Raw genomic sequence first — 23,868 nt, 5'->3', positions numbered from 1 at the left:
ATAAAAACCCTTACATTTTGCCCTAGCTAAAATTGGTAGCGAATTCCAAGAGCTATATCAAAGTCAAAACTGTTGTCAAATCCGTCATACCCCAGCAATCCAATTTCCGGCCTGAAATCCAAGGATAGTAGAAGGGGAATATCAAAATCATATTCAACACCCAAATTACCTGCCGCAAAAACAAAAAGGCCATCATTGTCATCGCCTTCCGGTACTGGTTCAAATTCAACACTTCCCAATCCGCCACCAACACCGTAGTACCAGTTAAAATTTCCATCCAACTGATGAACCCATTGATAAACTCCGGTTAGTTTAAAGGCATCAAATTCTCTGCTATCTCGCCATCCCAGATTGAATTCGGCACGATTGTATCTTCCAATGGATTTTTGATAAGATATTTCAGCGCCAAAACCGTCGCTGTCTCCCAAACGCAACCCCAAAGTGTGTTCTGAAATGCTTTGCGCTTGTATGCTCAGAGTTACGAATAAAAAAAGTCCGGTAAATAATGTGGTAATCTTCATAAGTTTCTCGTTTAGTGTAAAAATTAAGATAGTTTTGTATTGCTATCTGCAATAAAACTCACTAACAGGACCAAAAATTGTTCCAGATTGGATAAATCTTTTTTAAAAAAACTAGCTGATAAACTTCAAGGGGAACTGGAGTTTGATTTGTTACAGCGTTCTTTATATGCCACAGACGCCTCTGTATATCGAAAGTTACCGTTAGCAGTGGCCTACCCTCAAACCAAGGGTGACATAAAGCATTTAATCGATTTTGCAAATGCCCATAAGGTGGGTCTTATTCCAAGAACGGCAGGGACATCGCTCGCTGGCCAATGTGTAGGCGATGGTATTGTGGTAGATGTAAGTAAACATTTTACTCAAATTGTAGCGCTGGATGAAGCAAATAAAACAGTTCGGGTTCAACCCGGCGTTGTTCGAGATGAGTTAAATCAGTATCTAAAACCCTTTGGTCTTTTTTTTGGCCCAAATACTTCAACCTCAAACAGGTGTATGATTGGGGGGATGGTCGGAAACAATTCTTCCGGAACCACTTCTATACAATACGGTGTTACACGCGATAAGGTTTTGGAGCTAAAATGCCTACTTTCCGATGGTACCGAAACCATTTTCAAGAATGTATCAAAAGAAGTTGTTGAAAAGAAAAGAGATGAAGATACTTTGGAAGGAAAAATCTATAACTTTTTATTCAACGAGCTTTCAAACCCTAAAATCCAAAAACATATTCAAAATGAATTCCCCAAGCCAGAGATTCACAGGCGCAATACCGGATATGCTATAGATGAATTATTGAAGAGTACCATTTTTGGCGGGGAAAATAAAGGCTTAAATCTTTCCCATCTCCTTTCGGGAAGTGAGGGTACACTGGCATTTACCACTGAAATCACTCTCCAGTTGGATGATATTCCACCCTCCAAGGCCGCCATGGTATGTACGCATTATGCAACCTTAGAAGATTGTTTGGCAGACGTAGCCCCGGTAATGGCTCATAATCTGCATACTTGCGAAATGATGGATAAGGTGATTCTTGATTGTACAAAAAACAATCGTGCGCAGCTGGAGAATCGCTTTTTTGTGGATGGAGACCCTGCCGCTATTTTAATGTTGGAGGTGAAGACAAACACAGATTCTGAATTAGAGCAGCAACTGGAAGCCTTATTGAAAACCATCAAAAAATCAGGATTAAGTTATGCAAATCCTATTTTAAAAGATACAGAAATCAATAAGGCCATAGAACTTCGAAAAGCGGGCTTAGGTCTTTTGGGAAATATGGTAGGTGACCGAAAGGCGGTTGCCTGTATTGAAGATACGGCTGTAGCTCTTGATGATTTAAAGGATTTTATAGGTGAGTTTACCAAAATTATGGATGGTTACGGTCAAGAAGCGGTGTATTATGCACATGCTGGTGCGGGAGAACTTCATTTGCGGCCCATCTTAAATTTGAAAAAGTCTGAGGACGTATCTCTTTTTCGCTCCATTACCACAGATGTGGCCCATTTGACCAAGAAATACAAAGGCAGTTTTAGTGGCGAACATGGAGATGGTATTGTGCGAGCTGAGTTTATTCCGTTAATGATAGGAAAGGATAACTATGAACTTTTAAGACGCCTAAAAAAAGTATTTGACCCCAATTCAATTTTTAATCCGGGAAAAATAGTTGATGCTTTTCCTATGGATGAATCCCTTCGTTACGAAGTGGATAGAAAAGAACCTGAAGTAAACACACTTCTCGATTTCTCGGATAGCGAGGGGATATTAAAAGCAGCCGAAAAATGCAATGGAAGTGGGGATTGTAGAAAAAGCCATACAATGAATGGTGGAATGTGCCCCAGTTATCATGCCACCAAAAATGAAAAGGATACTACCAGAGCAAGGGCAAATGCACTGAGGGAGTTTTTGACAAATTCTGATAAAACCAATCGGTTTAACCACGATGAACTCAAAGAAGTCTTTGATTTATGCCTAAGCTGCAAGGCATGTGCCAGCGAGTGTCCCAGTAATGTGGATGTGGCAACCTTAAAGTCAGAGTTTCAATACCAATATCAGGAATCCAATGGGTATTCTTTACGAAGCAAGTTGTTTGCCTACAATACCACTTTCAACAGACTGGGGAGTAAAATACCTTCTTTGACCAATGCTGTTTATAAATCTTCCATAATGGGAGGGCTTCTTAAGAAGTCTTTTGGTGTGGCCCAAGAACGAGACCTTCCTAAAGTATATCGTTTTGATTTTGAAAAATACCTGAAGAATCAGAAAAACAGCCAAAAACCTACAAAGCAAAAGATAGTACTTTACATAGATGAGTTCACCAATTATCTAGATGTTGAAATTGGTAAGGATGCTATCGACCTACTTATTCAATTAGGGCATGATGTGACCCTTTTTCATGCAGAAAGTGGACGTACCTACCTTTCTAAAGGGTTTTTGAAACAAGCCAAAGCGTTGGCACAGTCCAATTTGGAGAGAATGAAAAGTATGTTGGATGAAAACCTTCCTATTCTTGGTTTAGAACCCTCAGCAATCCTATCATTTAGGGATGAATATAAAAGACTTTGTCCTCAAAGCAAATATTTGAAAAGCTTAACCCAAAACACCTTTTTAATTGAAGAGTTTCTCGCCAATGAGATAAAAGAAGGAAACCTCTCTTCTGAACTCTTTACAGAAGAAACGCGTGAAGTAAAAATTCATAACCATTGTCATCAAAAGGCTTTGTCCAATCAGAAAGTCACTTTTGACATTATGAACTTGCCCAAAAACTATAAAGTATCCATTATCCCATCTGGTTGTTGCGGCATGGCGGGTTCATTCGGGTATGAAAAAGAACATTACCAAACGAGCATGCAAGTTGGAGAGCTAAAGTTGTTTCCTAGCGTCAGAAAGGCCTCGGAAAATACCATTATTTCTGCCAATGGCACCAGTTGTCGACATCAAATCATGGATGGAACCAAAAAACAGGCTTTACACCCGGTTTCTATTTTGAAATCGGCATTAAAAAGCACTTTATAAGGTCTCGTGGTCCGAATTTGTAGATTCTTCTCTTTCAACTTCCCGAAAGTGTTGAACATCTTCTGCTTCAACTTCTTTATCCGTTATAGAAGCAATAAGGTCGTTCATGTCCATTTCTTTTAAATCTTCATCCACAAAAAATGGAGATAACTTATCATGGTTGTAGTGATAAACACGCCATCTTTTAAAAGAATATTCCAAGGCGGTCAAGTTTTCCACCCAATCTCCAGAGTTGAGATATAGTGTACTACCATTTTTATTCTCAATTCTTTCCTTTTTTGGCTGATGGATGTGTCCACAGATTACATAATCGTAATCATTTTCAATGGCGAGCTCTGCGGCAACGTTTTCAAAGTCGTTTATATATTTTACAGCTCTTTTGACACTGTTCTTTATCCGTTTGGATAGGGAATACTTTTCTCTCCCCATTTTTATAAGACACCAATTGATCAAACTATTTATCAAAATAAGCATGTCGTATCCATACCCACCCAATTTAGCAAGCCACTTTGCATTTTGTATGGAGACATCAAAAACATCACCATGGAAAATCCATGCCTTCTTTCCATCTAGATTGAGCACCAATTTGTTGGAAATCTGAACGTTGCCCATTGAAATGTCAGTAAACTTGCGAAGCATTTCGTCATGATTTCCTGTGATGTAATATACTTCGGTACCCCTAGAGGCCATTCCAATCACCTTTTTCAGCACCTTAAGATGAGACGCAGGAAAAAACCGTTTTTTAAACTGCCAGATATCAATGATATCGCCATTCAGAACCAACTTTTTGGGTTGAATGCTATTGAGGTAAGTAATGAGCTCATCCGCATGGCAGCCATAAGTTCCCAAATGCACATCGGAAATTACAGCCAGTTCTATCTTCCTTTTTTTCAATCGTCTAAGATTTAAATGCAAAGTAAGTGCGTAGGAATAAACTGAAAATCAATTTCGTTTCAATAATTTTTAAGCATACGGTTAAAAAAATATCAATAAACATCTTGTTATGTTATTTAAAGATTAACTGGCACCCTTGTTTTTTTTAACGAATGCTAAAACCTAAATTTGGATTTTACTTCAAGAACATGGCAGGAAACAGTTTTGGGGAATTATTTAAGCTGACCACCTTTGGTGAGTCGCACGGGCGAGCCCTTGGTGGAATCATTGATGGTTGTCCGGCGGGGTTGGAATTGGATTTGGAAAAAATACAGTTGGATTTGAACAGGAGAAAACCTGGGCAATCCGCAATTGTAACCCAACGAAAAGAACCCGATACTGTGGAGATTTACTCAGGAACATTTGAAGGAAAAACCACTGGAACGCCAATCGGTTTTGCAATCCATAATACCAATCAAAAGTCCAAGGACTATTCCCATATTAAAGATTCCTACCGTCCATCTCATGCAGATTATGTATATGATAAAAAATATGGTTTTCGAGATTATAGAGGCGGGGGAAGGAGCTCTGCTAGAGAGACCGCCAGCCGAGTTGTAGCAGGGGCCATAGCAAAACAGCTTTTGCCAGATGTCAAATTCAATGCATTTGTATCCCAAGTAGGGGAAATTGAGTTAGAGGTTCCCTACAACGAGCTTGATTTTTCCAAGATTGAATCGAATCCCGTACGTTGCCCTGACCCAAAAACAGCAGCGAAAATGGAGGAATATATAAAACAGATAAAGAAACAAGGGGACACCATCGGTGGCATTATTACTGGAGTTATTCAAAATGTACCGGTTGGTTTGGGTGAACCGGTTTTTGATAAACTGCATGCAAGACTGGGTGGTGCCATGTTGTCCATTAATGCAGTTAAAGGATTTGAGTACGGCAGTGGTTTCTCTGGTGTACTTATGAAGGGTAGTGAGCATAATGACGCATATAATCCCGATGGTACCACGGCTACTAACAGAAGTGGGGGAGTGCAAGGCGGAATCAGCAACGGAATGGATATTTACTTCAACGTTGCCTTCAAACCAGTGGCAACTGTATTACAAGCTTACGAGACTATCAATAAAGATGGTGAAAAAGTAACTACGCAAGGAAAAGGAAGACATGATCCTTGTGTGGTGCCAAGAGCAGTACCCATTGTGGAGGCCATGTCCGCCTTGGTATTGGCAGACTTCTGCCTATTGTCACGAAACAACAAAATATAGGTGCCCTTCGCGGTTTCTATTCTAAAATACTATCTTACCAACCAAAATTACACCTATGCGTAAACTAGAACTTCATTGGCAAATCCTGATCGGGATGGTTTTGGGAATTGTCTTTGGTTTTGTTATGACCGGCTTTGCTTGGGGCCCTGGCTTTGTGTCCGATTGGATTCAACCTTTTGGGACTATTTTTGTCAAGTTGCTCAAGCTCATTGCTATTCCCTTAATATTGGCCTCACTGATTAAGGGTATTTCTGACTTGAAGGATATTTCCAAGTTTAGGAACATAGGAGTTCGTACTATGCTGATTTACATTGGAACCACTGTAGTTGCCATTTCAATAGGGTTGATTTTGGTAAATATTTTAAAACCCGGAGATGGAATATCAGAAGAAACCATTACCAAGCTTTCGGAAACGTATGCCAACGATTCTGGAGTTACTTCCAAATTGGAGGAAGCTTCAAAACAAAAGGAGAGCGGTCCATTAGGTTTTATTGAAGATATGGTTCCTGATAACGCTTTCAAGGCGTTTAGTGACAATGGTAAAATGTTACAGGTAATTCTATTTACAATAATTTTTGCTATTTCGATGTTGCTCATTGGTGAATCAAAAGCTAAACCGTTGAAAGATTTTTTTGATTCTTTGAATGACGTGGTTTTGAAAATGGTCGATTTAATCATGTTAATTGCGCCTTATGCCGTTTTCGCACTCTTGGCGAGCGTGATGGTTTCTTCAAGTGACCCCGATTTGCTCCTTGCATTATTAAAATATTCTGGGGTAGTGGTCCTTGGGTTGATTTTAATGATAGTATTCTACACCATCATAGTATCATTTTACACGAAAAAGAACCCATTTTGGTTTTTAAAGCAAATGAGTCCTGCCCAACTTCTGGCCTTTTCTACAAGTTCCAGTGCGGCAACCTTACCAGTTACCATGGAACGGGTTGAGGAACATATTGGTGTTGATAAAGAGGTTTCCAGTTTTGTGCTTCCAGTAGGCGCTACTATTAATATGGATGGCACTAGCCTGTATCAAGGTGTTGCTGCTGTTTTTATCATGCAGGTTTTATGGCCGGAGGGATTGGTTTTTTCAAATCAATTGGCGATTATCCTAACCGCCTTATTGGCATCCATTGGTTCCGCTGCGGTCCCAGGTGCTGGAATGGTAATGCTTGTAATAGTATTGGAATCGATTGGTTTTCCTGCAGATTTGTATCCCGTTGCATTAGCATTGATTTTTGCTGTCGATAGGCCTTTGGATATGTGCAGGACTGTTATTAATGTAACCGGTGATGCTACCGTATCAATGACAGTTGCCAAATCTGTAAATAAGCTTGGCGAACCCAATATCAAGGAGTGGGATGATCATTATGAAGAAGTGAAGTAAAAGGAAAATATATGTGCCTGCCCATTGCGTAGTTGGCTTACATAGTTTAACTTAATGCTATCAATAAACCATACAAGACCATGAACATTTGCTTTTTAATGTATCCTTGGGATGAAATCCAACCAGAGAATGATACAAGCTTAGCTTTGATCCACGAATGCGTCAAGCGAAACCATGGTGTCGCTTTGTGTACACCCGCAAACCTAACCATTCGAAACAGTGTAACCAGTGCCTTTTGTACGGTAATCAATCGTATGGATAAGGTTTCCAGTAGTTTAAAAACCTTTTACAAGCAAGCGGTAATTCGCGAAGAGATGTTACCTCTAGCAGGGTTTGATGTGATTTTTATGCGGGCCAATCCACCATTAGACCCATTGATGCTCAATTTTCTGGATTCTGTAAAGGATGATGTCTTTATTGTCAATTCCCTTCAAGGTTTACGTGAGGCCAATAACAAATTGTACACGGCCGCCTTCGGTGACAGTCATAGTAATATCATACCTGCTACGCATGTTTCCAAAAACAAAAGGTATTTGGTTCAACAGATAAAAGAATCCACTGCGGATAAAATGATATTGAAACCTTTGAATGGTTTCGGAGGTTCCGGTGTTATTTTGATTGAAAAATCGGCGATGTCCAACATCAATTCCCTTTTGGATTTCTATGTTACCAACTCAGATGGGTCTTCCAACTATGTTATCCTACAAGAATATATTGAAGGGGCAGACCAAGGTGATGTGCGTATCCTTTTATTGAATGGAGAACCTATAGGGGCCATGCGAAGAATACCCGGAAGTGATGACCATCGTTCCAATGTATCTGCGGGGGGCTCTGTGGCCAAGCATAGCTTGAGCAAGCAAGAAAAAGCACTTTGTAAGCAAATTGGGCCAAAACTGGTCAATGATGGATTGTTCTTTGTTGGTATTGATGTGATTGGTGGTAAACTAGTGGAAGTCAATGTTATGTCGCCTGGCGGAATTACCTATATGAACAAAGTGTACAAAACCAAGATTCAGTGCAAGGTAATCGACTTTATTGAGAGTAAGGTGGTAGACAAATTACAAGCTTTTGACAGACGTTCAAGACTACGCAGTGAAGTAGAAAATGCATAGACTTTCCATTGAAGAAATCATAGAGTATATTACTGCAGGGAAACAATTTGAAGCAGTTTCTTCGGACTATTCCTTCACCTTGAAGATTGAAGATTATGTTCCCATTGTTTGTGGGGCCGTTCATGATGGGCATCAGTTTCGGTCCTCGCTATGGGAAAACTGTAAACATACTGAATACGAACGTTGGTATGAGGAAGACCCTTGTACGAAGGAGATGGTGCAAACGTTTCCCATTGTGATAGCAGGAAGGGATAGCAGATTTGAATATGATTTAAACCGAGAGCCTGAAAGAGCCGTTTACGATGACGCTTGGGGAAAAGAACTGTGGACAGAACCACTGAGTAATGAAGAGAAGGAATTGAGTTTAAAAAAACATGCCAACTTTTACAAAGTGGTCAACGCTTTGGTTCAGAAACTTGAATCGGACTTTCAGAATGTGATTGTTTTTGATATGCATAGCTATAACTGGAAACGCTGGGATAGGGAAGTACCGGTATGGAATTTAGGAACTAGTAATATAGATCAAAAACGTTTTGGGGCATTAACCGAAGTATGGAGTAAAAAATTGGGTTCCATACAATTGCCCAATAGTATTGTAAATACATCTAAAATCAATGATACTTTTCAAGGGAATGGCTATTTTTTAAAATATATTACCCGAAATTTTGATAATACGTTGGTATTGGCCACAGAAATTTCCAAAGTATATTGTGATGAATTAAGTGGTATCATTTATCCCGAAGTGGTCAAGTCGGTTGAGGAACAACTTAAAAAACTCATACCTGAAATGGTTAAGGAATTTCAAGCAATGTTTGCATGATAAAGGCTCAAGGAATACAGGAATTGGAAAAGGAATATAGCCATGTATTTGAGATTGATGCCAACCTTCATAGGTTGGTACGTCGCATAGAGTTGTTAAGCTATGTGAACCCCCTTAATATAGAGAAAGAAAAGCAGCAGTTTTTCGCTTCAAAATATAAGTCCGAACCGAACTTTAAATACCCCAAGCTTAAGTTCAATCCCTATAAGTTGCATCGACTCTTCTTTTCACAGCGTTTGGAACGAATTGAAGATGATATTATTAGGCAGTTTTATCAAGATGTTATCTATTTCTACGCCAATATGATTCAATGTATTGAAACCATTGGTCGCGGAAAGCATTTCTATTACAATTCACTTAGGGTTTATGGTACGCCCACGGAAAAGGATGTGCAAAATGCACGATTTATTCTTCATTTTGCAGATGAACCCGATTCTGGAGATATGGAAAAGATTTATACTCCTGAAGAAGCCCGAGTCTATTTTGAAGAATTTGCCAAGTCCTATGATTTTCCTTTAAAGATTAAATATTCACACCACATAGCTGCCGAGGCTATGGTAAGTAATTCGGAGCAAGCACTTTTTATCAAAAAAAATGTCAAGTTCAGTAAAAATCAACTGCTTACTTTGGGGAATCATGAAATTGGTGTTCATTTAGTAACAACACATAATGGTTTACAACAACCCCTGCGCATTTTTTCCAACGGTTTTCCAAAAAATGTTGAGACGCAAGAAGGTTTAGCGGTTTTCAGCGAGTACATGGGTGGCGCATTAACCTTGAGGAGACTTAAAGAATTAGCATACAGGGTTTTAGCTGCGGATAGTTTAATTAAAGGTTATACATTTGCTGATACCTTCGATTTGATACATGGACAATATAAACTGAATAGAAATGAAGCTTTTGGTATCACTTTGCGCGTGCACCGGGGAGGCGGATTTACCAAAGATCGATTATACCTAAGTGGTCTTCGAAAAATTTATAAAAAGTATAAGAACGAAGAAAGCCTGGACCCTTTACTTATGGGGAAAGTAGCTATTGAGGATGAAGATATCATTAAATATTTTCTGAATCGTGGTCTTGCCCAACCTATCACACACAAACCCCTTTCATTTACACAGAAACTGAACACAAACAAAACATTGGATTTTATCTTGAACAATCTAAAATAAGCTTCAAGACCAAGCAAAAATCCTTTTCATAATATCCACTATTTCTCTTTTACTTCTTTATTTAGCTTGCAGACTATAACTGACACAAGTAATTAGAAAGTGAGGAGGAGATTATGAAACTTTTGAATAAGCCAATTAGTTTCTACAAGTAATAAAACGATTTAAATAGATAAGGGCAGTACCCAGTTGGGTGGTCTGCCCTTTTATTTTTTACAAACTGCCTGAGGTCAAAATTTGGTCCAAGACATAACGCATAGCGGTTTTCCAATCGCTTTTTGCACCTCCATTTCCCAAAGTTGATTTAAAAGAACGTTCATTGGAAAATTTGGCCGAATAGTTCTCTGAACCACCTGCGCCAAACAGAACAACTTCAATTTCATAGCGAACATTGGAACTTGGGTCGGTTTGTTCCCCTTGGGCATCAAAAAAACCGGAGTCCTTTTTGGGTTGAGCTTTTTGATGGGTCTCATTTACCTCAATCAATACCAAATATTCGGTACCCAAAACACTTTGAAGTTTTTCAGAGGTGGTTTGGGAAAGTTGCTGAAAACCAATTCCGGCATCTACAAGCTTTTTTATGGTAGCTCCCATATTCTGCACCTCAATAGGCTGGGATTGATTTTGTCTGGCCAAATAGTCTGTAGCGAATTGGGTAGCTTGACCTGATATTTCTTTGCTATACTCTCCATTAACCAAAAAAGTCATCGGCGTAACCGCTAAACGGTTATTGCTGTTGCTCTCGACAGCGGTATCATCACCTGGCCCCAAATATATTTCCTCTTTGGGAATTGTTGTGGTGGTTATTTCTTCCTTTGGAGGAGCTGGATTTGTAGCACTTGTAGATGACGTGTTCCCTGAAGAGGCCTTCGCAAAGTTCTGGGTCCTTCCACTTGAAAAAACGATTTTTTGTAGTTGGTCGGAACCGATTTCATTGACTAAAGATTCACCGGGATAACTAAAACTTATGGTTGAACTGGTCACTTTGACCACTTTACCTTGGATAATTTCACCTGATTTGGTGAACAAAATGTCGTTTACATTGCCTTGCTGGGCAAACGCCACTAAGGATAGTGACATTACGAGGAGTAGCATTACCTTTTTCATTTTCAATCTTTGATTTTTGTTAGTAAACTAATGAACGTCTTTTTCCTAATCGGGAAAGCGGGGTGCAAAACCTTTAGAACATAGGAAATCCACGTATTAAACTACCACAAAATCAATGCCAGATAGTGGGAAAAACCCTCGGAAAACTCTTAATTAACGTTAATTGTTATCACAAAAAATTCACACAAACCCAATCTGGACATAAAAGACTGAAAACATCATAAGGAAATGTAACGTCCTTTTGGGTATTTAACTTGAAAGGAGAAGCTTTCTTTTTGGGATTCCTCGCTGTCCAGTTTTATCTTCCAAGTTAATAAACCGGTCTTTGTTTCATATTCTGCGGACATGGGGTCTACATCGCTAACCTTTATATCCTTATTTTGGGAAATAGGAATGCGGTCCATTAACTTAAGGTCTATGGCTAGAGTCTTGTTGTTCTTTACCTCTAGGTCATAGGTGCGATTAAGGACACGATTACTTCCTGTGAAGGATTTGCTCTTAAAATTGCGCTGTTGTTTACGAGTTACTGTGATATTGGGGTCTATGCCCAGAGATAGAGTCAACTCTTTTTTGACGGTAAATGGGTTCAATGTAGTTTTCCCGGCATAACCACCTTCGTAATAAATATTGGCTTCACCAGGGAGCAATTGGAGCTTTTCCCAATCTTGCATGGTAGCGGTAAGAAATACATTTTCGTTGATGATAGGTGCAGCAAAAAACTCATACTCAGCCGATAATTTGAAACTATCTATTTGAATTGCGGTAATATCTCCATCCGAAACGATAGAATAGGGTTTCCTAATACTAAATTTAGTATTTGTTAAATCATCCCTTATTGAATTTTGACGTGTAGTGATGACCACTATGCCAGAAGCACCTCTATTTCCATAAATAGCAGTAGCCTCAGCACCATTAAGCACTTCCATACTTTGAATCTCATTGCCGTCAAGGTCTCCTTCATTGTAATTTGTTACAGGAACGCCATCAATGATGTATAGTGGAGGCTGTACCTTTGGTGTACTGGAATAGTCTCTTACACGAACATTGCTAGAAGCATCCGATGTTCCATAACCAACAACCACAACTTCTTCCAAGGCTTGATAATCCTCTTCCATTTGAATATTCATGACCGAAGAATAAATGGGAAGCTCTTGGGATACTTGACCAATATAGGAAATCACAATTTCCCTTCCTTCCCCTACTTGTAAGGAAAAGTTTCCATCAAAATCCGTTTGTGTACCGTTGTTAGTGCCCTTTACAATAACATTGGCCCCAGGTAACGGTAATCCCGTTTGGTCTATAACGGTTCCCGTAACTGTTTTTACGGTTGGATTATAGGGATATATATTTTTCTTTACTGTTCCTGTCCGCCCTCTGGAATTTCTATTTGTAAAATTTAGGTATTGCGTTCCTAAATCAGGTTTTGTGACATTTACATTTGGGTTGCCTGCAGATAAAGTAATGTTTACGTTATCCCAATGGTTTCCAGTTTTTTGATATACATGGGCTTTATAAGCCAACTTTATAGGAGCGTTCAGTTTTTCCGACTTGATGTCATAATTGGGTATCCATCCTGCATCTGAAACTAAATAGGACAGAGACAGCTCCAAGTTCATGTGTAATGGAGCATCCAATATAAGTGTTAGCTCTCCTTGTTCTGTTTCTGAAGCATTGTTCACTTCTTGAAGTTGCTTTCTTAAATTACCTATTTCCAGATTGGCCTCATTGATTTTTAGATTAGTTTGAAAGATTTCGTTTTTGATCGCCGTGATGCGTTCACGATAGTACGTGCCAATCTCTTTTATTTTGGTTAAATCCAAAGCTTGATTTTCAGAACTGACCACTCGGTTGGTTGTGATTATCTTTTCTTCTTCTTCCAGACCTATAATCAGATTTTTGTATAGAGCAATCTCGTGTTGGAGTGATACAATCTGATTTTCCCAATCTTTTACCTTTGGATTACCTTCCAGTTCACTCAAATAATCAAGGTCATATGACATAGATAGGATAGAGGCTGAACCTAATCCTGAAATTTGTAGACTACTTTCATCAATCTTGGCTGATAGCCCAGTAAACACTAACTCATTTTTTCCAGCCTTCAGGGTGCATTTTGCTTTTCTATGGATTTGTGCACCGCTTAAGTACACGGTAACTTCTTTAATCTTGGATGGAACGGTTTTTTCGTTAGCCACAATTAGTACGGGAACTAGGAACAAGAGAAGAATTAGCTTTTTCATGTGAGTTGGATTTAGATGTTCAATCCAAACCTAACAATAGCAACATTTGCGTAAAAGGAGCAGTACGTAAAATTGGTCTTTGATAAAGGGAAAGCATACTTTGGCTTAGGGAATGATGTAGCGGATTACCCTAAAAACTTTGCCTGGAGTTCTGGTGTGGGAATCATACAAGCATCCTTACGGCCAAACCACTTATAGCGATTTTTGGCAATAAAGTCATAAATACCATCGCGTATGGGTCTTGGAATCCATGTAAAGATAGCCAGGCCTTTCCAGAGTCCTCCAAAATTCTGGCCAATGCGCAAGGCAGCATCCGATTTGGTGAAGTACGCTACACCAGGCTCAATAAGAATAATGGAATCAATCTTTCTGGTATCGATACCACGTTCTTTTATTAGCTCCTCCCCAATTTCACTTTGAAGCGCAGCATAGCGGAAAGTATCGTTTTTATCTCGTTTGATTACGAATTGAATAGCCCCGTTGCACAAGTTGCAGACGCCATCAAACAATATGAGTTTTTTATTCTTTTCCACTATGCAAAGATACATACTGGGCAAATAAAAGCCTAGTTTGGACTATAAGGGTATCTTATGAAGCCATATTAATGGTCATTGGAATCATTGAATTGCCATAACACATTGGCTAGTTGCCATTTTCCATTCAATTTTACAATATGCATGTAGTCAATCCAATCGTCGGCAATAAGCTTTACTGATGCGGTTTTATCAAAGATATCCAAGATGATTACTTCCTTTTTTGGATTTTCGGGAAATGCATCCCCATCCACATTATAGGTCTCCGCAAGCAGTATCATGGCATCGGTGAAGGTTTCCCTTAAATACTCTTTACCTGTTTTTTTGTTGGTCCAAAAGGTTCGTTTAACCATTCTGGGGTGTGCTGCACGTTCAAATTGGCCCGGATTCACATTATGTTGTGATTCAATGTAATCCAAAGCTACCTGTTTAATGGCCAAAGAATCGGCCTGTGTTTGACTCTGTACTGTAAAAGAAAGTAGAAATAGGAGAGCAGCTGGGGCGCAAAAAAAGAAAGACAGTTTCATGTTTCTTGTTTTTATTGGTGGTTTAAGCTGCTGTAATCTTAATGAAGATAGTTGAGGATTCGTCTTATAGATGAGTTAAATTTTGAATTTGAATGCTGAACATGTTCCAAATTGAACTGCTGAATGCTAAAGCAGGGTAGGGCTTTGAATTTATGTATCATCCATTTGAAGCGCTGACGTGTGAATCATGAATATCCCAATCCATACGAACCAAACAATCTGACTTAAGCCAAAAAGCTCCTTAAAAGTATCCAAAGGATATATGGTTAAAACTCCAGCAACACCTACAAAGATGCCCAAGAAAGTCAATAGCTTTGGAAATAACTGGTGTTTCCATGCAGCTAGGCTTACTAATAAAACCCAAAGACCTCCAACAATTTCATTTCCCCCACCAAGTCCTTCTGTAACAATACCTACACTTGTCCAGACCAACATGGCATGTTCGGGATTTTCAATACCTATGGACAAAACCTCCTCCAAACCTATATTGGAAATCATGCCGCTGGCTATTACCAAGCCGACCCAGATAATTCCAAAAATAGATGCCAATTTGGATAAAGTTGGTGAAGAACGGCTTAGCCGTTGATGGAGTGCCAAGACCAAAACGGCCAACAATATACCAAACAGCACATAACTGGTAAGGTTCAGAATAGAAAGAATCCGATAGTTATCAGATAAGAAATTATATTGGCTGAGAGGACTGGCTACCGGGCTGGGATACACCAGTACACCGCCGTACACGATAAAGGCAGAAATGTAAATAAGCGCTTCAAGAATTGCGGATAGTCCACCTAGTTTTTGCAAATGTTTACTGGTCATTCTTTGGTTTTAAAATAGGACGAACAGAGATGGATTCTGTTACTTGGAATGGGCTAAAATTGAGAATGGCTTTAAACCCAAATAGCCATACTGAGCTTTTGGTCCATTTCTAACTTGGTCTTTTTTCGGATTTCTGCTTTTATGGGAAGAATATAGGTGTCTGCTTTACTATCGAACCAAATGGCGGTATCCCATTGCACATGGTCTATTCGAGCAATTGCTTTCATCCGGCCCCATCCTTCTTCCTGCCATTGTAGATTTTTGCGTATTTCTTTGGAGATATCTTTTGGGATAGAAACAAAATGCCATCCGCCAGGCGCATTGTGTCTCCACATTTTGGTTTTGAACTGATATTTGATTTTCCCTGTCATAAATAAAACCCAATGGACAGTTATTTGAGTTGACCACGTTTACTTATTGACAAAAGAAAATTTGCTTTTCAGAACTATCTCCAAATATTTCTTCTTCAAAACTTCCAAATTTATGGACTATGGTAAAGTCATTTCGCTCTAAATAAGAATTCAGTTCTTGAGGATAAAACAATCGCATATCCAGGTTCTGAATGGAATCAAACGAACCGTTAATAAAGTAGTGCCATTCAATGCGGTTGATTTGGGTAGCAGTTTCATAGCGCATTGTCTGCTTAATAACCACATCCCGCCCATCTTCAGTGGTATATTCGGCTATCTGTTTTTGTTCTCTTCCTGCTTCAACAATGTATTGAATGTCTGGATTAAAGCAATCCAACAGAAATATGCCATCTTCATGTAAATGTTTTTTAACCGTTGCGAATGTTTGAAATACATCTTCATTGGTATACAAATGATGGATGGAATTGAAGGGAATAAAAATAAGGTCGTATTTATGGGGTAAGTCAAAGCTCCTCATATCTGCTTCAATAAATGGAATGTCCAAACCTAGGGTGGCAGCTTTTTCTTTTGCCTGTATCAACATAGAGGGTGTAAAGTCTACACCTGTAATATTGTGCCCTTCTTTGGCAATGGGAAGTGTAAGTCTACCTGTGCCACAGCAAAGCTCAAGAATGCGGGCATTTTTGTTTTTGGGCATCCAGCTTTTGTAAAACTCCAAATCGCCCAGATTTGTATTCATGCCATCATAAATACCCCATCATAGATTAAATCACCAACGATATACTTACTTTCCATATTTATATTCTCTCTCTATCTTTATTTACGACAAAGCTATCTAAAAAGTACTTGTGCTGTGTGTTTAGTAGCTGTTCTTGAATGGTTTTACATTTTTTGCCCCAAAAATCGAACTACGGAACCTTTACCTATATGGTAAAGTCCTTCATTTAATTCAATTTCCTTTTCCACCAATTCCAGGACCTTATAATTTTTAAAGTCAGATTTTAATTCATCCGTGGAAAACAGCAAAGCCGAATCCGAAGGCCCACCGACACTTGGGTTTTTATCGCGATACCCCAGATGTTTTTTGCCAAAGGCTTCAAAAATAACCATGCCTCCCTTTTTCAATTTTGTATCAAGTAATCTATGGTATGATGATTTGATGTTCGGTGGGAAATGTGCATAAATAAGCGCTATGGCATCGAACTCTTCGTCCCCAAAATCTAAATGGGGCAACTGCCCAACGCTATAATCAATGGAAACATTGTTTTCCGCGGCGAGCTTTAACGCTTTGTTTTTTCCTTCAATACTAATATCGAAAGCAGAGACATTCCAACCCATTTTGGCGGCATATACGGCATTTCTACCTTCACCTTCTGCGCCAAAGAGGATTTTTCCAGGGGTGGATTTATCAAGTTGCTCTTTTAGGTAGACATTAGGTTCAGTGCCATAGGCAAACCCTTTTTCACTGTATCTATTGTTCCAACGCTGTAGCCAGGTATCTGTCATTTTTTTGTTTGAAAATAGTTCCAGGCGAGTTTGGTTATATCTGCCATTATTTTTTGATTAGTAGCTTCATCTTCCTTTGAATCACTAATAAAAATACTGACGTAGAAGTATCCGCCTTCAGGCAAAAAAACGATTCCAATATCATTTGTTGCCCCAGTTATACCATCTTTATTTTTACCTGAAAAACCTGTTTTGTGCGCAACAATGGCATCTTTTGGAAGTTGTCCACGAATTTTACCCTTCCCTGTTGAGGTTTCTTTTAAGGTAGTCATCAAAAACTGGTGACTCGAAGCACTTAGTATGTCCTTGTTTTCATAAAGGATTTGTAAGAGTGAATTAGAAGCATTGGTAGTTGACCAATTAAGGTATTGTCGGCTCCAATCAGATTGCAATACAATCTCCTTGTCAATTAGGGCAATGTCTTTTACTCCTAGTCCGTGTATATAGTTTTGGACAGCTTTTGGTCCGCCAATCAGGTCAAGCAATACATCACAGGCCACGTTATCACTCCAAGCCACATTGTATTTTAAGAGCTCTTCTATTGGAACCTTTCCTCCTTTCGGATATTTTTTTCGCAAGGGGCTCCAAAGGTTTTTATATTTCAGTATGAGTTCCGGAGCCAACTTGATGGAATCATTTATACCTAAATTCCCTTTGTCAATTTCATGTAAAACTGCGGCTGCCAAATGAAGCTTAAAGACACTTTGCATAGGCAAGCGCAGGTTTCCATTTATTGAAAGGTTTTCTTTTGCCTCCATTCCTTGCATTGAAACAGCTACGGTAGCTGATTTTCCTTCAATCACTTCTTCCATTTCTTGCTTTAAAAGGTCAATTGAGTTCGTTTGACCCCAACCAAATGCCGTTGTAAAAATCAATAGGCTAAATAAGATTTGTTTTTTCATGTTTGCCCTGATAAGTCGTACTGTATTCGTCTTAATGTTCAGTTAGAAATTCAATGGAGTAATCTGAATACCAAAATTCTGCGCGTAGGAAAACTTTGTTGCCATCTGCATCACATCTATAGCTCTTCCGGTGCTTTGGAAAAGTAAGTCCCTTTTCTGTAATCATGGATAGGTTCTCGATAAGGGCATATGTGGGTGCATGATGTACCATTGAGCCCACAAAGGCCCCGGTGTTTTTGTTGAAATGATACCACCACTCATCTTTGGTAGAATGGTTTTGGTGTTGCTCAGGGGCATAGGTAGCTTTAACCGCATGTATGGTGTCGATAGCATTGAAAGACTTTAATCCGTCATAGGAGAGCACGGTACCCTTATCCAATAGTTTAAAGGGCATTCCCAACACATACGTTGCGCTATTCACAGTGGATTTTACGGAAGCACCCTGGTCAACAAGGCTATCATTTTTAAACTTTTGGGAAATGGAATCTGTATGCACAATTAAAAAACTATCCTTATCCACGACCCAAGAAATTCTCACACTTTTGTTGGGTCTGTACACGTAGTGATGCCTTTGGGTTACGTCAGACTCGACCTCTCCATTTTCAAGAAGTAATCTTGATTTTTTAGTGTATTGCAAGGAGGCAATGTTTTTCCACTTCTCCATGGTTCCCGAAGTCTCTATCCCTTTTTCCACCACTTGCAAGGCCGTGGGTTGAGCAGGAGTTACTTCGTTTGTTTCCTTTTCTTTAGAAAGTTTACAAGAGATAAATAGACCACTACAGATACAGAGAATTAGTAGTGATTGCGTAGTTCTTTTTTTCATAAATATCAATCTGAATAAAACGTGATTTGGTACAGACTAAAGATAATTCTTTGCATTGAATTCAGTCTTTGACGTATTTTGCCAATTGTGCACCAATGCTAAGCAACAGATGAACTCTGAAAAGTAAAATGGTAAATAGTGCCCCGTTGTAGCTATGCATTATTATAAGCTGGCTTTCTTCCAATTACATTTAAATAGTCTCCGAAATCATTTTCGTACGAGTTTACTATTTCTTTAACCTTACCACTGTCTATATCTTCTCGCAATCGTAACAATCCATTTTTCACTTCTGTTTTATTGGACAAAGAAGAAAATGAGGAAATACCACTTCTAATTCTTTCATCAAAATAAAGTTCTGGATTATCCTTACCACAATATAGAAACTGGTCTTGCAAATCAGGTTGTATAAAATATCTGTGTGTTTCCAGAAACTCAAATCCGCTTAAGGTCATCGCTTCTTTAACTTGCTCCAAGCTTGGCATTTGAACTATGGAATCCAATAACATTTTTGGAAAATAGTGATTGAGCCAATACCCCTTCATTTGTTCAGGCGTTGAAGTGAAGATTACGATGCGCCGGTTGGGTTTTAAGATCTTAAACAATTCCAAAAAAGCTAACTCCAAATTGGTCCAATGGTGTATAGTAAGAGTGCCAGTGATACCATCAACACTTGATTCAGGAAGTCCAGTGTTTTCTGCTGAACCTATTTTCCAAACAATCTCTTGGTTTTTTCTCCTTGCTCTATCTAGCATGACTTTAGAGGGGTCAACACCCATAAAATCATATCCTTTTTTTTGAAAAGCATGGGTGTAATTGCTGGTACCACAGCCGATGTCCAAATATCTTCCGTTTTGGATGGGTCGTAAATGGTAAAGCAGTTGTTGGGTTAAATGGGGGTCTGCTTTTCGTGTCAGATTGTAATCAACTCCTATTTTATCGTATTTAGCGGCCATAGCCTTCAGTTACTGGTTTTAAGTTATTGTTTTTCGAATAAGAATAGCGTAAGACATTCTGAATGGATTGATTTATCTTGAACGAAGTCGAAGGGTAGCCAAATCAGTCAACTAGAGCAAAGAGACCCACGAACACCTTTAAGGATGAACATTGGTGAGTACATTATGGTTATACATTGTTGTAACACGCTTTTACTTTGTTCAATACTATTTCTACATTTTTATTCAATTCAGTCGCTCCATTTAACCTTAATATTTTACAATCCAGCATTTCAATCCAATTATTATGAACTTTCAAAGAGCGACCATCAAAGTTTGGATTTTCATATTGGTTTGCCCATTCCAAAAATGCGTTCGAGTTCTTTTGGATATTTTTGTCCGTCAGTAATTTTTCTCCGTAACGTACAGCTTCTCGTTTTTTAAGTCGTTCCATTCTTTTGGTATTTTCCAATTGGATAAATACTGCTAAGTCAAATGCTGTTTTCCATTTCATTCCCCAGCTAACTAATGAACCACTTACGACGACATTCTCAAACTTTTTGAAGTCCGCTTTTAGATTTATGTTCCGTTCGGTCAAGGGTATTTTTACTTGGTATGGTGGATTGGTTTTTTTCCAGTAGTAATCGTCAACATCCAAATGTTTAAAAACAGTTCTTTTACCAATTTCATTTCCTAAGGTTGTGGTTCCCGAACCAGATGCTCCGAATATCAGTATTTTCATTTTATTAGACTACTTTTTCCGGTTTGGTTAAAGGTGTTGCAAGGGGCTCGTGTATTAGTGGTAGCGGGCTTTTGCCCAACGTGGAAATATAGCCATTGCTTGCATAAGCTATATTTTCAATTCCCCTTTTAAAACAATTTGAGCCTTACTTTTTATCGTCATTTTCTCTTCGTTCAATAATTCAACTTCCATAAATCCAGTTCTTTCAGAACATTGAAAAGAATTCATCTTTAACTTGTTTAACTTCTTTCCCCAATATTTTGCCAAAAAAGTATGTGTTCCCCCGGTTACTGGGTCTTCATTTGTTCCGCTCCAAGGCCAAAAATACCTTGATTCAAAATCAAATCCTGACTTTGCTGAAAGTGCTGTTACAAGTACTCCATTAATCCCTTTATGCGATTTCTTTAATTTGTCGTAATCGGGTGCAAGGTTTTTTAATAATTCAGCGCTCTCAATTTCAAGTAAAAGTATTTTAGTTTCAGCATTGAACTTACTATGGTTTACTTCTTTAATTCCAAGGGCTTCAAGTAATTTAAAAGGGACTTCGTTAGGGACTGTCTCATAAATGGGGAATTCCATTTTTATAAATTCTTCATTGAACTCAATGGGTAATTTTAAGTTCTGAATATTCACAAAAACAATTGAATTTTGTCCGTTTTTTTTAAAAAGAACTTTTGAAGACGCAAGAGTAGCATGCCCGCATAAAGGTATTTCCATTTTAGGTGAAAAGAACCGGATTGGATATTCATTATTCTCATTTAACTCTCCAATAAATGCTGTTTCTGACAATCCCAATTCTTTTGCAATTGAAAGCATTTCTGAATTAGAAAGTTCATCCTTTACTATGCAAACCCCAGCTGGATTTCCTTTAAAAGGTTGGTCGGTAAATGAGTCAACGATATAGGTTTCAATGTTTTTCATTCGTACTGCTCGACTCGAATGGATGCTAAGGGACTTGGGTATGATTCCGCCGAAATCCAGCTGGATTACTTGTTAATATGTTTCAAGTTAGTTAAAAAACATCAATGAATTATAGCCAATCTTAGGCTCATGTTCTATTGAAATTTTCATCCAGGACTCTCTTTAGCTTTTCTGGCTCTGCTGTTCCAACCATGACCGATTTGCTCATTCCCTTGTTTTTGTATGTTATCTCCACTGCCTTTAGTCCTTGAATATTATATAGCGTTCCCCTTGGCGTAAACCTAATTCCCAGTCCATAATACCATGGTGTTCTTATCACCTTTGTACCAAGGACATCATCAATATTCAATTTGATATTAATCAATCCAATTCCATAAATCACATTTAAATAAGATCCACCAACTTCAATGGTAAGTTTGTAAAATAAGAGTAGTATAATTAATAGAAGAATGGATATTATTACAAAAGGAACCATGGTTAAAGGATTATCATCCCACTGAGTTTCAAATAAGATGAATAGTAAAATGATTGTCAGAACTATAATTCCGAGTATTAACCATCCGATTTGTGATTTTCTGTATATCAAAAGCTTTTCAGTATTGAGCCTAACGGTCTAGTATATAAAAAGTCACGGTATTTAATACACTAACTTTTCGGAAATCAATATAGTTAATTAACCGCAATAGCGGTTTAGATTTGCACCTAAACCGCTAATTTTTAAATACGTTGTTGGGGGTAGTTTCTAGTTTTTTTCTTTTTCTTCTTTACGCCAAAAATCAAATTGTTGATTTAGTAAAGTTACAGCGGGTTTACCACCTTTCTCAATACCTTGAATTGCTAATTTTAAAATAGCTCCATCTTCAGGTTTGTAAACCATCATAAAAGCGGATCTGGCATATTGTGTTCCACACCTTTTATCACCTCCGGCTTCTTCTCCAGCTTTAAGGGCTAGCATTAAGCGTTCAGCTAAAGATTTGTCCCTATTTTGATCAAAGGCCTCGTAGGCTTTCTGAACTACTTCCTCTCCTGCAAGTATGTCGCCCATTACCGCAAAATCATCACCTAACATTTCGCCATTCCAATCTTTAATCTGAGCTCCAGAATAAACCAAAGGGCTGCTGTTGTCATTAACTAAGATTACCCCGTATTGTTGTAGTTCGGGATCAAATTCTTTGGCCATCATTGCATCCATTATTTCCTGAGCTGAAGCATTATTCTCCATAAGCGTAACACCTCGCATTTTGGCATAGTAATTACTCGCTGCCTGCACTATAACGGCCCCTTTTCCCGGTTCTATGGACCCTATCCATGATACATCAAAGGTGCAAGAAGCCCCTACAATTCCTATTTCTCCTGTTTTTCTATCTACAGCAATAATAGACCAGGTCGCATAGCAATGTGTAGAAAAAAGCGTGGTAAATAATAGTAATAAATAGATTCCTATTTTCTTCATTTTCTGAGAGTTTAAAGTAGTTTATGTATCAGAGATAAGTCAAATACAAATTTGTTACAGTATACAAGGTTGAATTCCTAATGGAAGAAAATTATAATAATAGAGATATTACGACCAACGTGCTTGTGTATGGTGCGAGAAAGTACGATTAAATTTTCGAATTTAGCGACGAGCTATTAAAGCTGTATAAGCTTTATAAAACGGGTTTGCAAAACCTGAAAACTAAAAAATATGTCTAAACTGCTTTAAGGGTAATTTTGCAACAAAGAAATGACCAAATTGCCAGCCTTTAGCAGCAATTAATTATACACGATGTTGTAACCCGTTAATTCCTTCTCCTCAGTTTATCAGAGTTGCTATTCCATTTATACTTATTAAAGTCAGAAAGTTTAAATTTCCCAGTTTCATTATTTTTTTCAAAAACCACTAGAGCAGTTTCTTTTCCGACGTTGTTAAAAGGATGAAATGACTTTATCGTATAATCTTTCTTATTTGAGATAAAACATCCTTCACAACCGTAATAATTACCATCAAGCACAATAATATCCTTTATAATATGGGTTGTTTTAAAAGATTTAGGGTCAATCGTGACAATTTCTGAGGTTATAATTTGATAATCACCTTTTACAAAAGTTGTTGAGCATGTCTGTCTTGAATCTTTGTCTGTTCTCCGCGTTTGCCCTTTATAAGTTAAGCTACTCAGTTCAGAAAGATCAGAGTATTCAGTTCCAATTAAATAATCAAATTCCGCAGTTTTGGCAATAATTGATTCATTTTGACTAAATCCAATTAAGGAGAATAGGATTACTAATAAATTTAAATTTTTAATTTTCATCGCT

The 23,868-nt window shown here is 38.3% G+C and carries 24 protein-coding genes; 6 read left to right on the top strand and 18 right to left on the bottom strand.

Features of this window, described 5'->3' with window-relative positions; translation table 11 throughout:
- Positions 1-26: 26 nt before the first annotated feature.
- Positions 27-521 carry a hypothetical protein gene (locus tag ACOKFD_RS03675; protein ID WP_422860019.1) on the bottom strand — a complete coding sequence of 165 codons (495 nt, stop codon included), beginning with the start codon at positions 519-521 and terminating at the stop codon, positions 27-29.
- Between the two features lie 87 nt (positions 522-608).
- On the opposite strand from ACOKFD_RS03675, the gene ACOKFD_RS03670 reads away from it, so the two are divergent.
- Complete coding sequence (locus ACOKFD_RS03670) at positions 609-3,527, top strand: FAD-binding and (Fe-S)-binding domain-containing protein (protein WP_422860018.1); 2,919 nt, start codon at positions 609-611, stop codon at positions 3,525-3,527.
- Here the strand turns inward: ACOKFD_RS03670 and ACOKFD_RS03665 are convergent.
- Positions 3,522-4,421, bottom strand: coding sequence for a UDP-2,3-diacylglucosamine diphosphatase (locus tag ACOKFD_RS03665; RefSeq protein WP_298998922.1), 900 nt, complete (start codon positions 4,419-4,421; stop codon positions 3,522-3,524). The two genes, ACOKFD_RS03670 and ACOKFD_RS03665, sit on opposite strands and share 6 nt — an antisense overlap.
- A 188-nt stretch (positions 4,422-4,609) precedes the next feature.
- Between ACOKFD_RS03665 and aroC the strand changes: the two genes are divergently transcribed.
- From aroC to ACOKFD_RS03640, 5 genes are all read left to right on the top strand, one after another.
- Positions 4,610-5,674, top strand: coding sequence for a chorismate synthase (gene aroC, locus ACOKFD_RS03660; protein ID WP_422860999.1), 1,065 nt, complete (start codon positions 4,610-4,612; stop codon positions 5,672-5,674).
- A 55-nt stretch (positions 5,675-5,729) separates the two neighbouring features.
- Positions 5,730-7,058, top strand: coding sequence for a dicarboxylate/amino acid:cation symporter (locus ACOKFD_RS03655; protein ID WP_422860017.1), 1,329 nt, complete (start codon positions 5,730-5,732; stop codon positions 7,056-7,058).
- Positions 7,059-7,138: 80 nt separating this feature from the next.
- Positions 7,139-8,170, top strand: a complete 1,032-nt coding sequence (gshB, locus tag ACOKFD_RS03650) for a glutathione synthase (RefSeq protein ID WP_298998920.1) — start codon at positions 7,139-7,141, stop codon at positions 8,168-8,170.
- Positions 8,163-8,990, top strand: coding sequence for an N-formylglutamate amidohydrolase (locus ACOKFD_RS03645; RefSeq protein WP_422860016.1), 828 nt, complete (start codon positions 8,163-8,165; stop codon positions 8,988-8,990). The genes gshB and ACOKFD_RS03645 overlap by 8 nt, the downstream gene beginning before the upstream one ends.
- Positions 8,987-10,159 (top strand): flavohemoglobin expression-modulating QEGLA motif protein, encoded by a 1,173-nt coding sequence (locus tag ACOKFD_RS03640; RefSeq protein WP_422860015.1) that lies wholly within the window; start codon positions 8,987-8,989, stop codon positions 10,157-10,159. The genes ACOKFD_RS03645 and ACOKFD_RS03640 overlap by 4 nt, the downstream gene beginning before the upstream one ends.
- 210 nt (positions 10,160-10,369) lie before the next feature.
- On the opposite strand, the gene ACOKFD_RS03635 is transcribed toward ACOKFD_RS03640, so the two are convergent.
- From ACOKFD_RS03635 to ACOKFD_RS03560, 16 genes are all read right to left on the bottom strand, one after another.
- Positions 10,370-11,263 carry a hypothetical protein gene (locus ACOKFD_RS03635; RefSeq protein ID WP_422860014.1) on the bottom strand — a complete coding sequence of 298 codons (894 nt, stop codon included), beginning with the start codon at positions 11,261-11,263 and terminating at the stop codon, positions 10,370-10,372.
- A gap of 218 nt (positions 11,264-11,481) precedes the next feature.
- The gene (locus ACOKFD_RS03630) at positions 11,482-13,500 is read right to left on the bottom strand and encodes a mucoidy inhibitor MuiA family protein (protein WP_422860013.1); all 2,019 of its coding nucleotides are present in this window, start codon (positions 13,498-13,500) and stop codon (positions 11,482-11,484) included.
- Between the two features lie 125 nt (positions 13,501-13,625).
- Positions 13,626-14,048 (bottom strand): thiol-disulfide oxidoreductase DCC family protein, encoded by a 423-nt coding sequence (locus tag ACOKFD_RS03625; RefSeq protein WP_422860012.1) that lies wholly within the window; start codon positions 14,046-14,048, stop codon positions 13,626-13,628.
- A gap of 53 nt (positions 14,049-14,101) precedes the next feature.
- Positions 14,102-14,560: a nuclear transport factor 2 family protein gene (locus tag ACOKFD_RS03620; protein WP_422860011.1), complete on the bottom strand. Its 459-nt coding sequence runs from the start codon at positions 14,558-14,560 to the stop codon at positions 14,102-14,104.
- A gap of 150 nt (positions 14,561-14,710) precedes the next feature.
- Positions 14,711-15,379 carry a DUF4386 family protein gene (locus tag ACOKFD_RS03615; protein ID WP_422860010.1) on the bottom strand — a complete coding sequence of 223 codons (669 nt, stop codon included), beginning with the start codon at positions 15,377-15,379 and terminating at the stop codon, positions 14,711-14,713.
- 71 nt (positions 15,380-15,450) lie between these two features.
- Positions 15,451-15,750 (bottom strand): DUF1905 domain-containing protein, encoded by a 300-nt coding sequence (locus tag ACOKFD_RS03610; protein WP_422860009.1) that lies wholly within the window; start codon positions 15,748-15,750, stop codon positions 15,451-15,453.
- Positions 15,751-15,793: 43 nt separating this feature from the next.
- A complete protein-coding gene (locus tag ACOKFD_RS03605) occupies positions 15,794-16,489 on the bottom strand; it encodes a class I SAM-dependent methyltransferase (protein ID WP_422860008.1) in 696 nt (231 codons plus the stop codon).
- Between the two features lie 143 nt (positions 16,490-16,632).
- Complete coding sequence (locus tag ACOKFD_RS03600) at positions 16,633-17,256, bottom strand: class I SAM-dependent methyltransferase (RefSeq protein ID WP_422860007.1); 624 nt, start codon at positions 17,254-17,256, stop codon at positions 16,633-16,635.
- Complete coding sequence (bla, locus tag ACOKFD_RS03595) at positions 17,253-18,158, bottom strand: class A beta-lactamase, subclass A2 (protein WP_422860006.1); 906 nt, start codon at positions 18,156-18,158, stop codon at positions 17,253-17,255. The genes ACOKFD_RS03600 and bla overlap by 4 nt, the downstream gene beginning before the upstream one ends.
- 31 nt (positions 18,159-18,189) lie before the next feature.
- Complete coding sequence (locus tag ACOKFD_RS03590) at positions 18,190-18,981, bottom strand: hypothetical protein (RefSeq protein ID WP_422860005.1); 792 nt, start codon at positions 18,979-18,981, stop codon at positions 18,190-18,192.
- A 152-nt stretch (positions 18,982-19,133) separates the two neighbouring features.
- On the bottom strand, positions 19,134-19,934 hold the full coding sequence (locus tag ACOKFD_RS03585; RefSeq protein WP_422860004.1) for a class I SAM-dependent methyltransferase: 801 nt from the start codon (positions 19,932-19,934) through the stop codon (positions 19,134-19,136).
- Positions 19,935-20,103: 169 nt separating this feature from the next.
- Complete coding sequence (locus tag ACOKFD_RS03580; protein ID WP_422860003.1) at positions 20,104-20,655, bottom strand: AAA family ATPase; 552 nt, start codon at positions 20,653-20,655, stop codon at positions 20,104-20,106.
- A gap of 108 nt (positions 20,656-20,763) precedes the next feature.
- The gene (locus ACOKFD_RS03575; RefSeq protein ID WP_422860002.1) at positions 20,764-21,576 is read right to left on the bottom strand and encodes a PhzF family phenazine biosynthesis protein; all 813 of its coding nucleotides are present in this window, start codon (positions 21,574-21,576) and stop codon (positions 20,764-20,766) included.
- Positions 21,577-21,703: 127 nt separating this feature from the next.
- The gene (locus tag ACOKFD_RS03570) at positions 21,704-22,162 is read right to left on the bottom strand and encodes a hypothetical protein (protein WP_422860001.1); all 459 of its coding nucleotides are present in this window, start codon (positions 22,160-22,162) and stop codon (positions 21,704-21,706) included.
- Positions 22,163-22,318: 156 nt separating this feature from the next.
- On the bottom strand, positions 22,319-23,029 hold the full coding sequence (locus tag ACOKFD_RS03565; RefSeq protein WP_422860000.1) for a DUF1028 domain-containing protein: 711 nt from the start codon (positions 23,027-23,029) through the stop codon (positions 22,319-22,321).
- Positions 23,030-23,354: 325 nt separating this feature from the next.
- Positions 23,355-23,864, bottom strand: a complete 510-nt coding sequence (locus ACOKFD_RS03560; protein ID WP_422859999.1) for a hypothetical protein — start codon at positions 23,862-23,864, stop codon at positions 23,355-23,357.
- Positions 23,865-23,868: the final 4 nt, after the last annotated feature.

It is taken from the genome of Flagellimonas ulvae, assembly GCF_049333175.1.
Taxonomy (GTDB): Bacteria; Bacteroidota; Bacteroidia; order Flavobacteriales; family Flavobacteriaceae; genus Flagellimonas.
This window is presented reverse-complemented; position numbering and strand designations above follow the sequence as displayed.

What these genes read in the sequence shown, in the direction of transcription:
- ACOKFD_RS03565 (WP_422860000.1), bottom strand. Translation starts at nt 23,029, where the DNA reads ATGAAGAAAATAGGAATCTATTTATTACTATTATTTACCACGCTTTTT.
- bla (WP_422860006.1), bottom strand. Translation starts at nt 18,158, where the DNA reads ATGAAAAAACAAATCTTATTTAGCCTATTGATTTTTACAACGGCATTT.
- ACOKFD_RS03610 (WP_422860009.1), bottom strand. Translation starts at nt 15,750, where the DNA reads ATGACAGGGAAAATCAAATATCAGTTCAAAACCAAAATGTGGAGACAC.
- ACOKFD_RS03605 (WP_422860008.1), bottom strand. Translation starts at nt 16,489, where the DNA reads ATGAATACAAATCTGGGCGATTTGGAGTTTTACAAAAGCTGGATGCCC.
- ACOKFD_RS03635 (WP_422860014.1), bottom strand. Translation starts at nt 11,263, where the DNA reads ATGAAAAAGGTAATGCTACTCCTCGTAATGTCACTATCCTTAGTGGCG.
- ACOKFD_RS03620 (WP_422860011.1), bottom strand. Translation starts at nt 14,560, where the DNA reads ATGAAACTGTCTTTCTTTTTTTGCGCCCCAGCTGCTCTCCTATTTCTA.
- ACOKFD_RS03640 (WP_422860015.1), top strand. Translation starts at nt 8,987, where the DNA reads ATGATAAAGGCTCAAGGAATACAGGAATTGGAAAAGGAATATAGCCAT.
- ACOKFD_RS03575 (WP_422860002.1), bottom strand. Translation starts at nt 21,576, where the DNA reads ATGAAAAACATTGAAACCTATATCGTTGACTCATTTACCGACCAACCT.
- ACOKFD_RS03590 (WP_422860005.1), bottom strand. Translation starts at nt 18,981, where the DNA reads ATGAAAAAAAGAACTACGCAATCACTACTAATTCTCTGTATCTGTAGT.
- ACOKFD_RS03630 (WP_422860013.1), bottom strand. Translation starts at nt 13,500, where the DNA reads ATGAAAAAGCTAATTCTTCTCTTGTTCCTAGTTCCCGTACTAATTGTG.
- ACOKFD_RS03645 (WP_422860016.1), top strand. Translation starts at nt 8,163, where the DNA reads ATGCATAGACTTTCCATTGAAGAAATCATAGAGTATATTACTGCAGGG.
- ACOKFD_RS03615 (WP_422860010.1), bottom strand. Translation starts at nt 15,379, where the DNA reads ATGACCAGTAAACATTTGCAAAAACTAGGTGGACTATCCGCAATTCTT.
- ACOKFD_RS03560 (WP_422859999.1), bottom strand. Translation starts at nt 23,864, where the DNA reads ATGAAAATTAAAAATTTAAATTTATTAGTAATCCTATTCTCCTTAATT.
- gshB (WP_298998920.1), top strand. Translation starts at nt 7,139, where the DNA reads ATGAACATTTGCTTTTTAATGTATCCTTGGGATGAAATCCAACCAGAG.
- ACOKFD_RS03585 (WP_422860004.1), bottom strand. Translation starts at nt 19,934, where the DNA reads ATGGCCGCTAAATACGATAAAATAGGAGTTGATTACAATCTGACACGA.
- ACOKFD_RS03675 (WP_422860019.1), bottom strand. Translation starts at nt 521, where the DNA reads ATGAAGATTACCACATTATTTACCGGACTTTTTTTATTCGTAACTCTG.
- ACOKFD_RS03600 (WP_422860007.1), bottom strand. Translation starts at nt 17,256, where the DNA reads ATGACAGATACCTGGCTACAGCGTTGGAACAATAGATACAGTGAAAAA.
- ACOKFD_RS03580 (WP_422860003.1), bottom strand. Translation starts at nt 20,655, where the DNA reads ATGAAAATACTGATATTCGGAGCATCTGGTTCGGGAACCACAACCTTA.
- ACOKFD_RS03625 (WP_422860012.1), bottom strand. Translation starts at nt 14,048, where the DNA reads ATGTATCTTTGCATAGTGGAAAAGAATAAAAAACTCATATTGTTTGAT.
- ACOKFD_RS03655 (WP_422860017.1), top strand. Translation starts at nt 5,730, where the DNA reads ATGCGTAAACTAGAACTTCATTGGCAAATCCTGATCGGGATGGTTTTG.
- aroC (WP_422860999.1), top strand. Translation starts at nt 4,610, where the DNA reads ATGGCAGGAAACAGTTTTGGGGAATTATTTAAGCTGACCACCTTTGGT.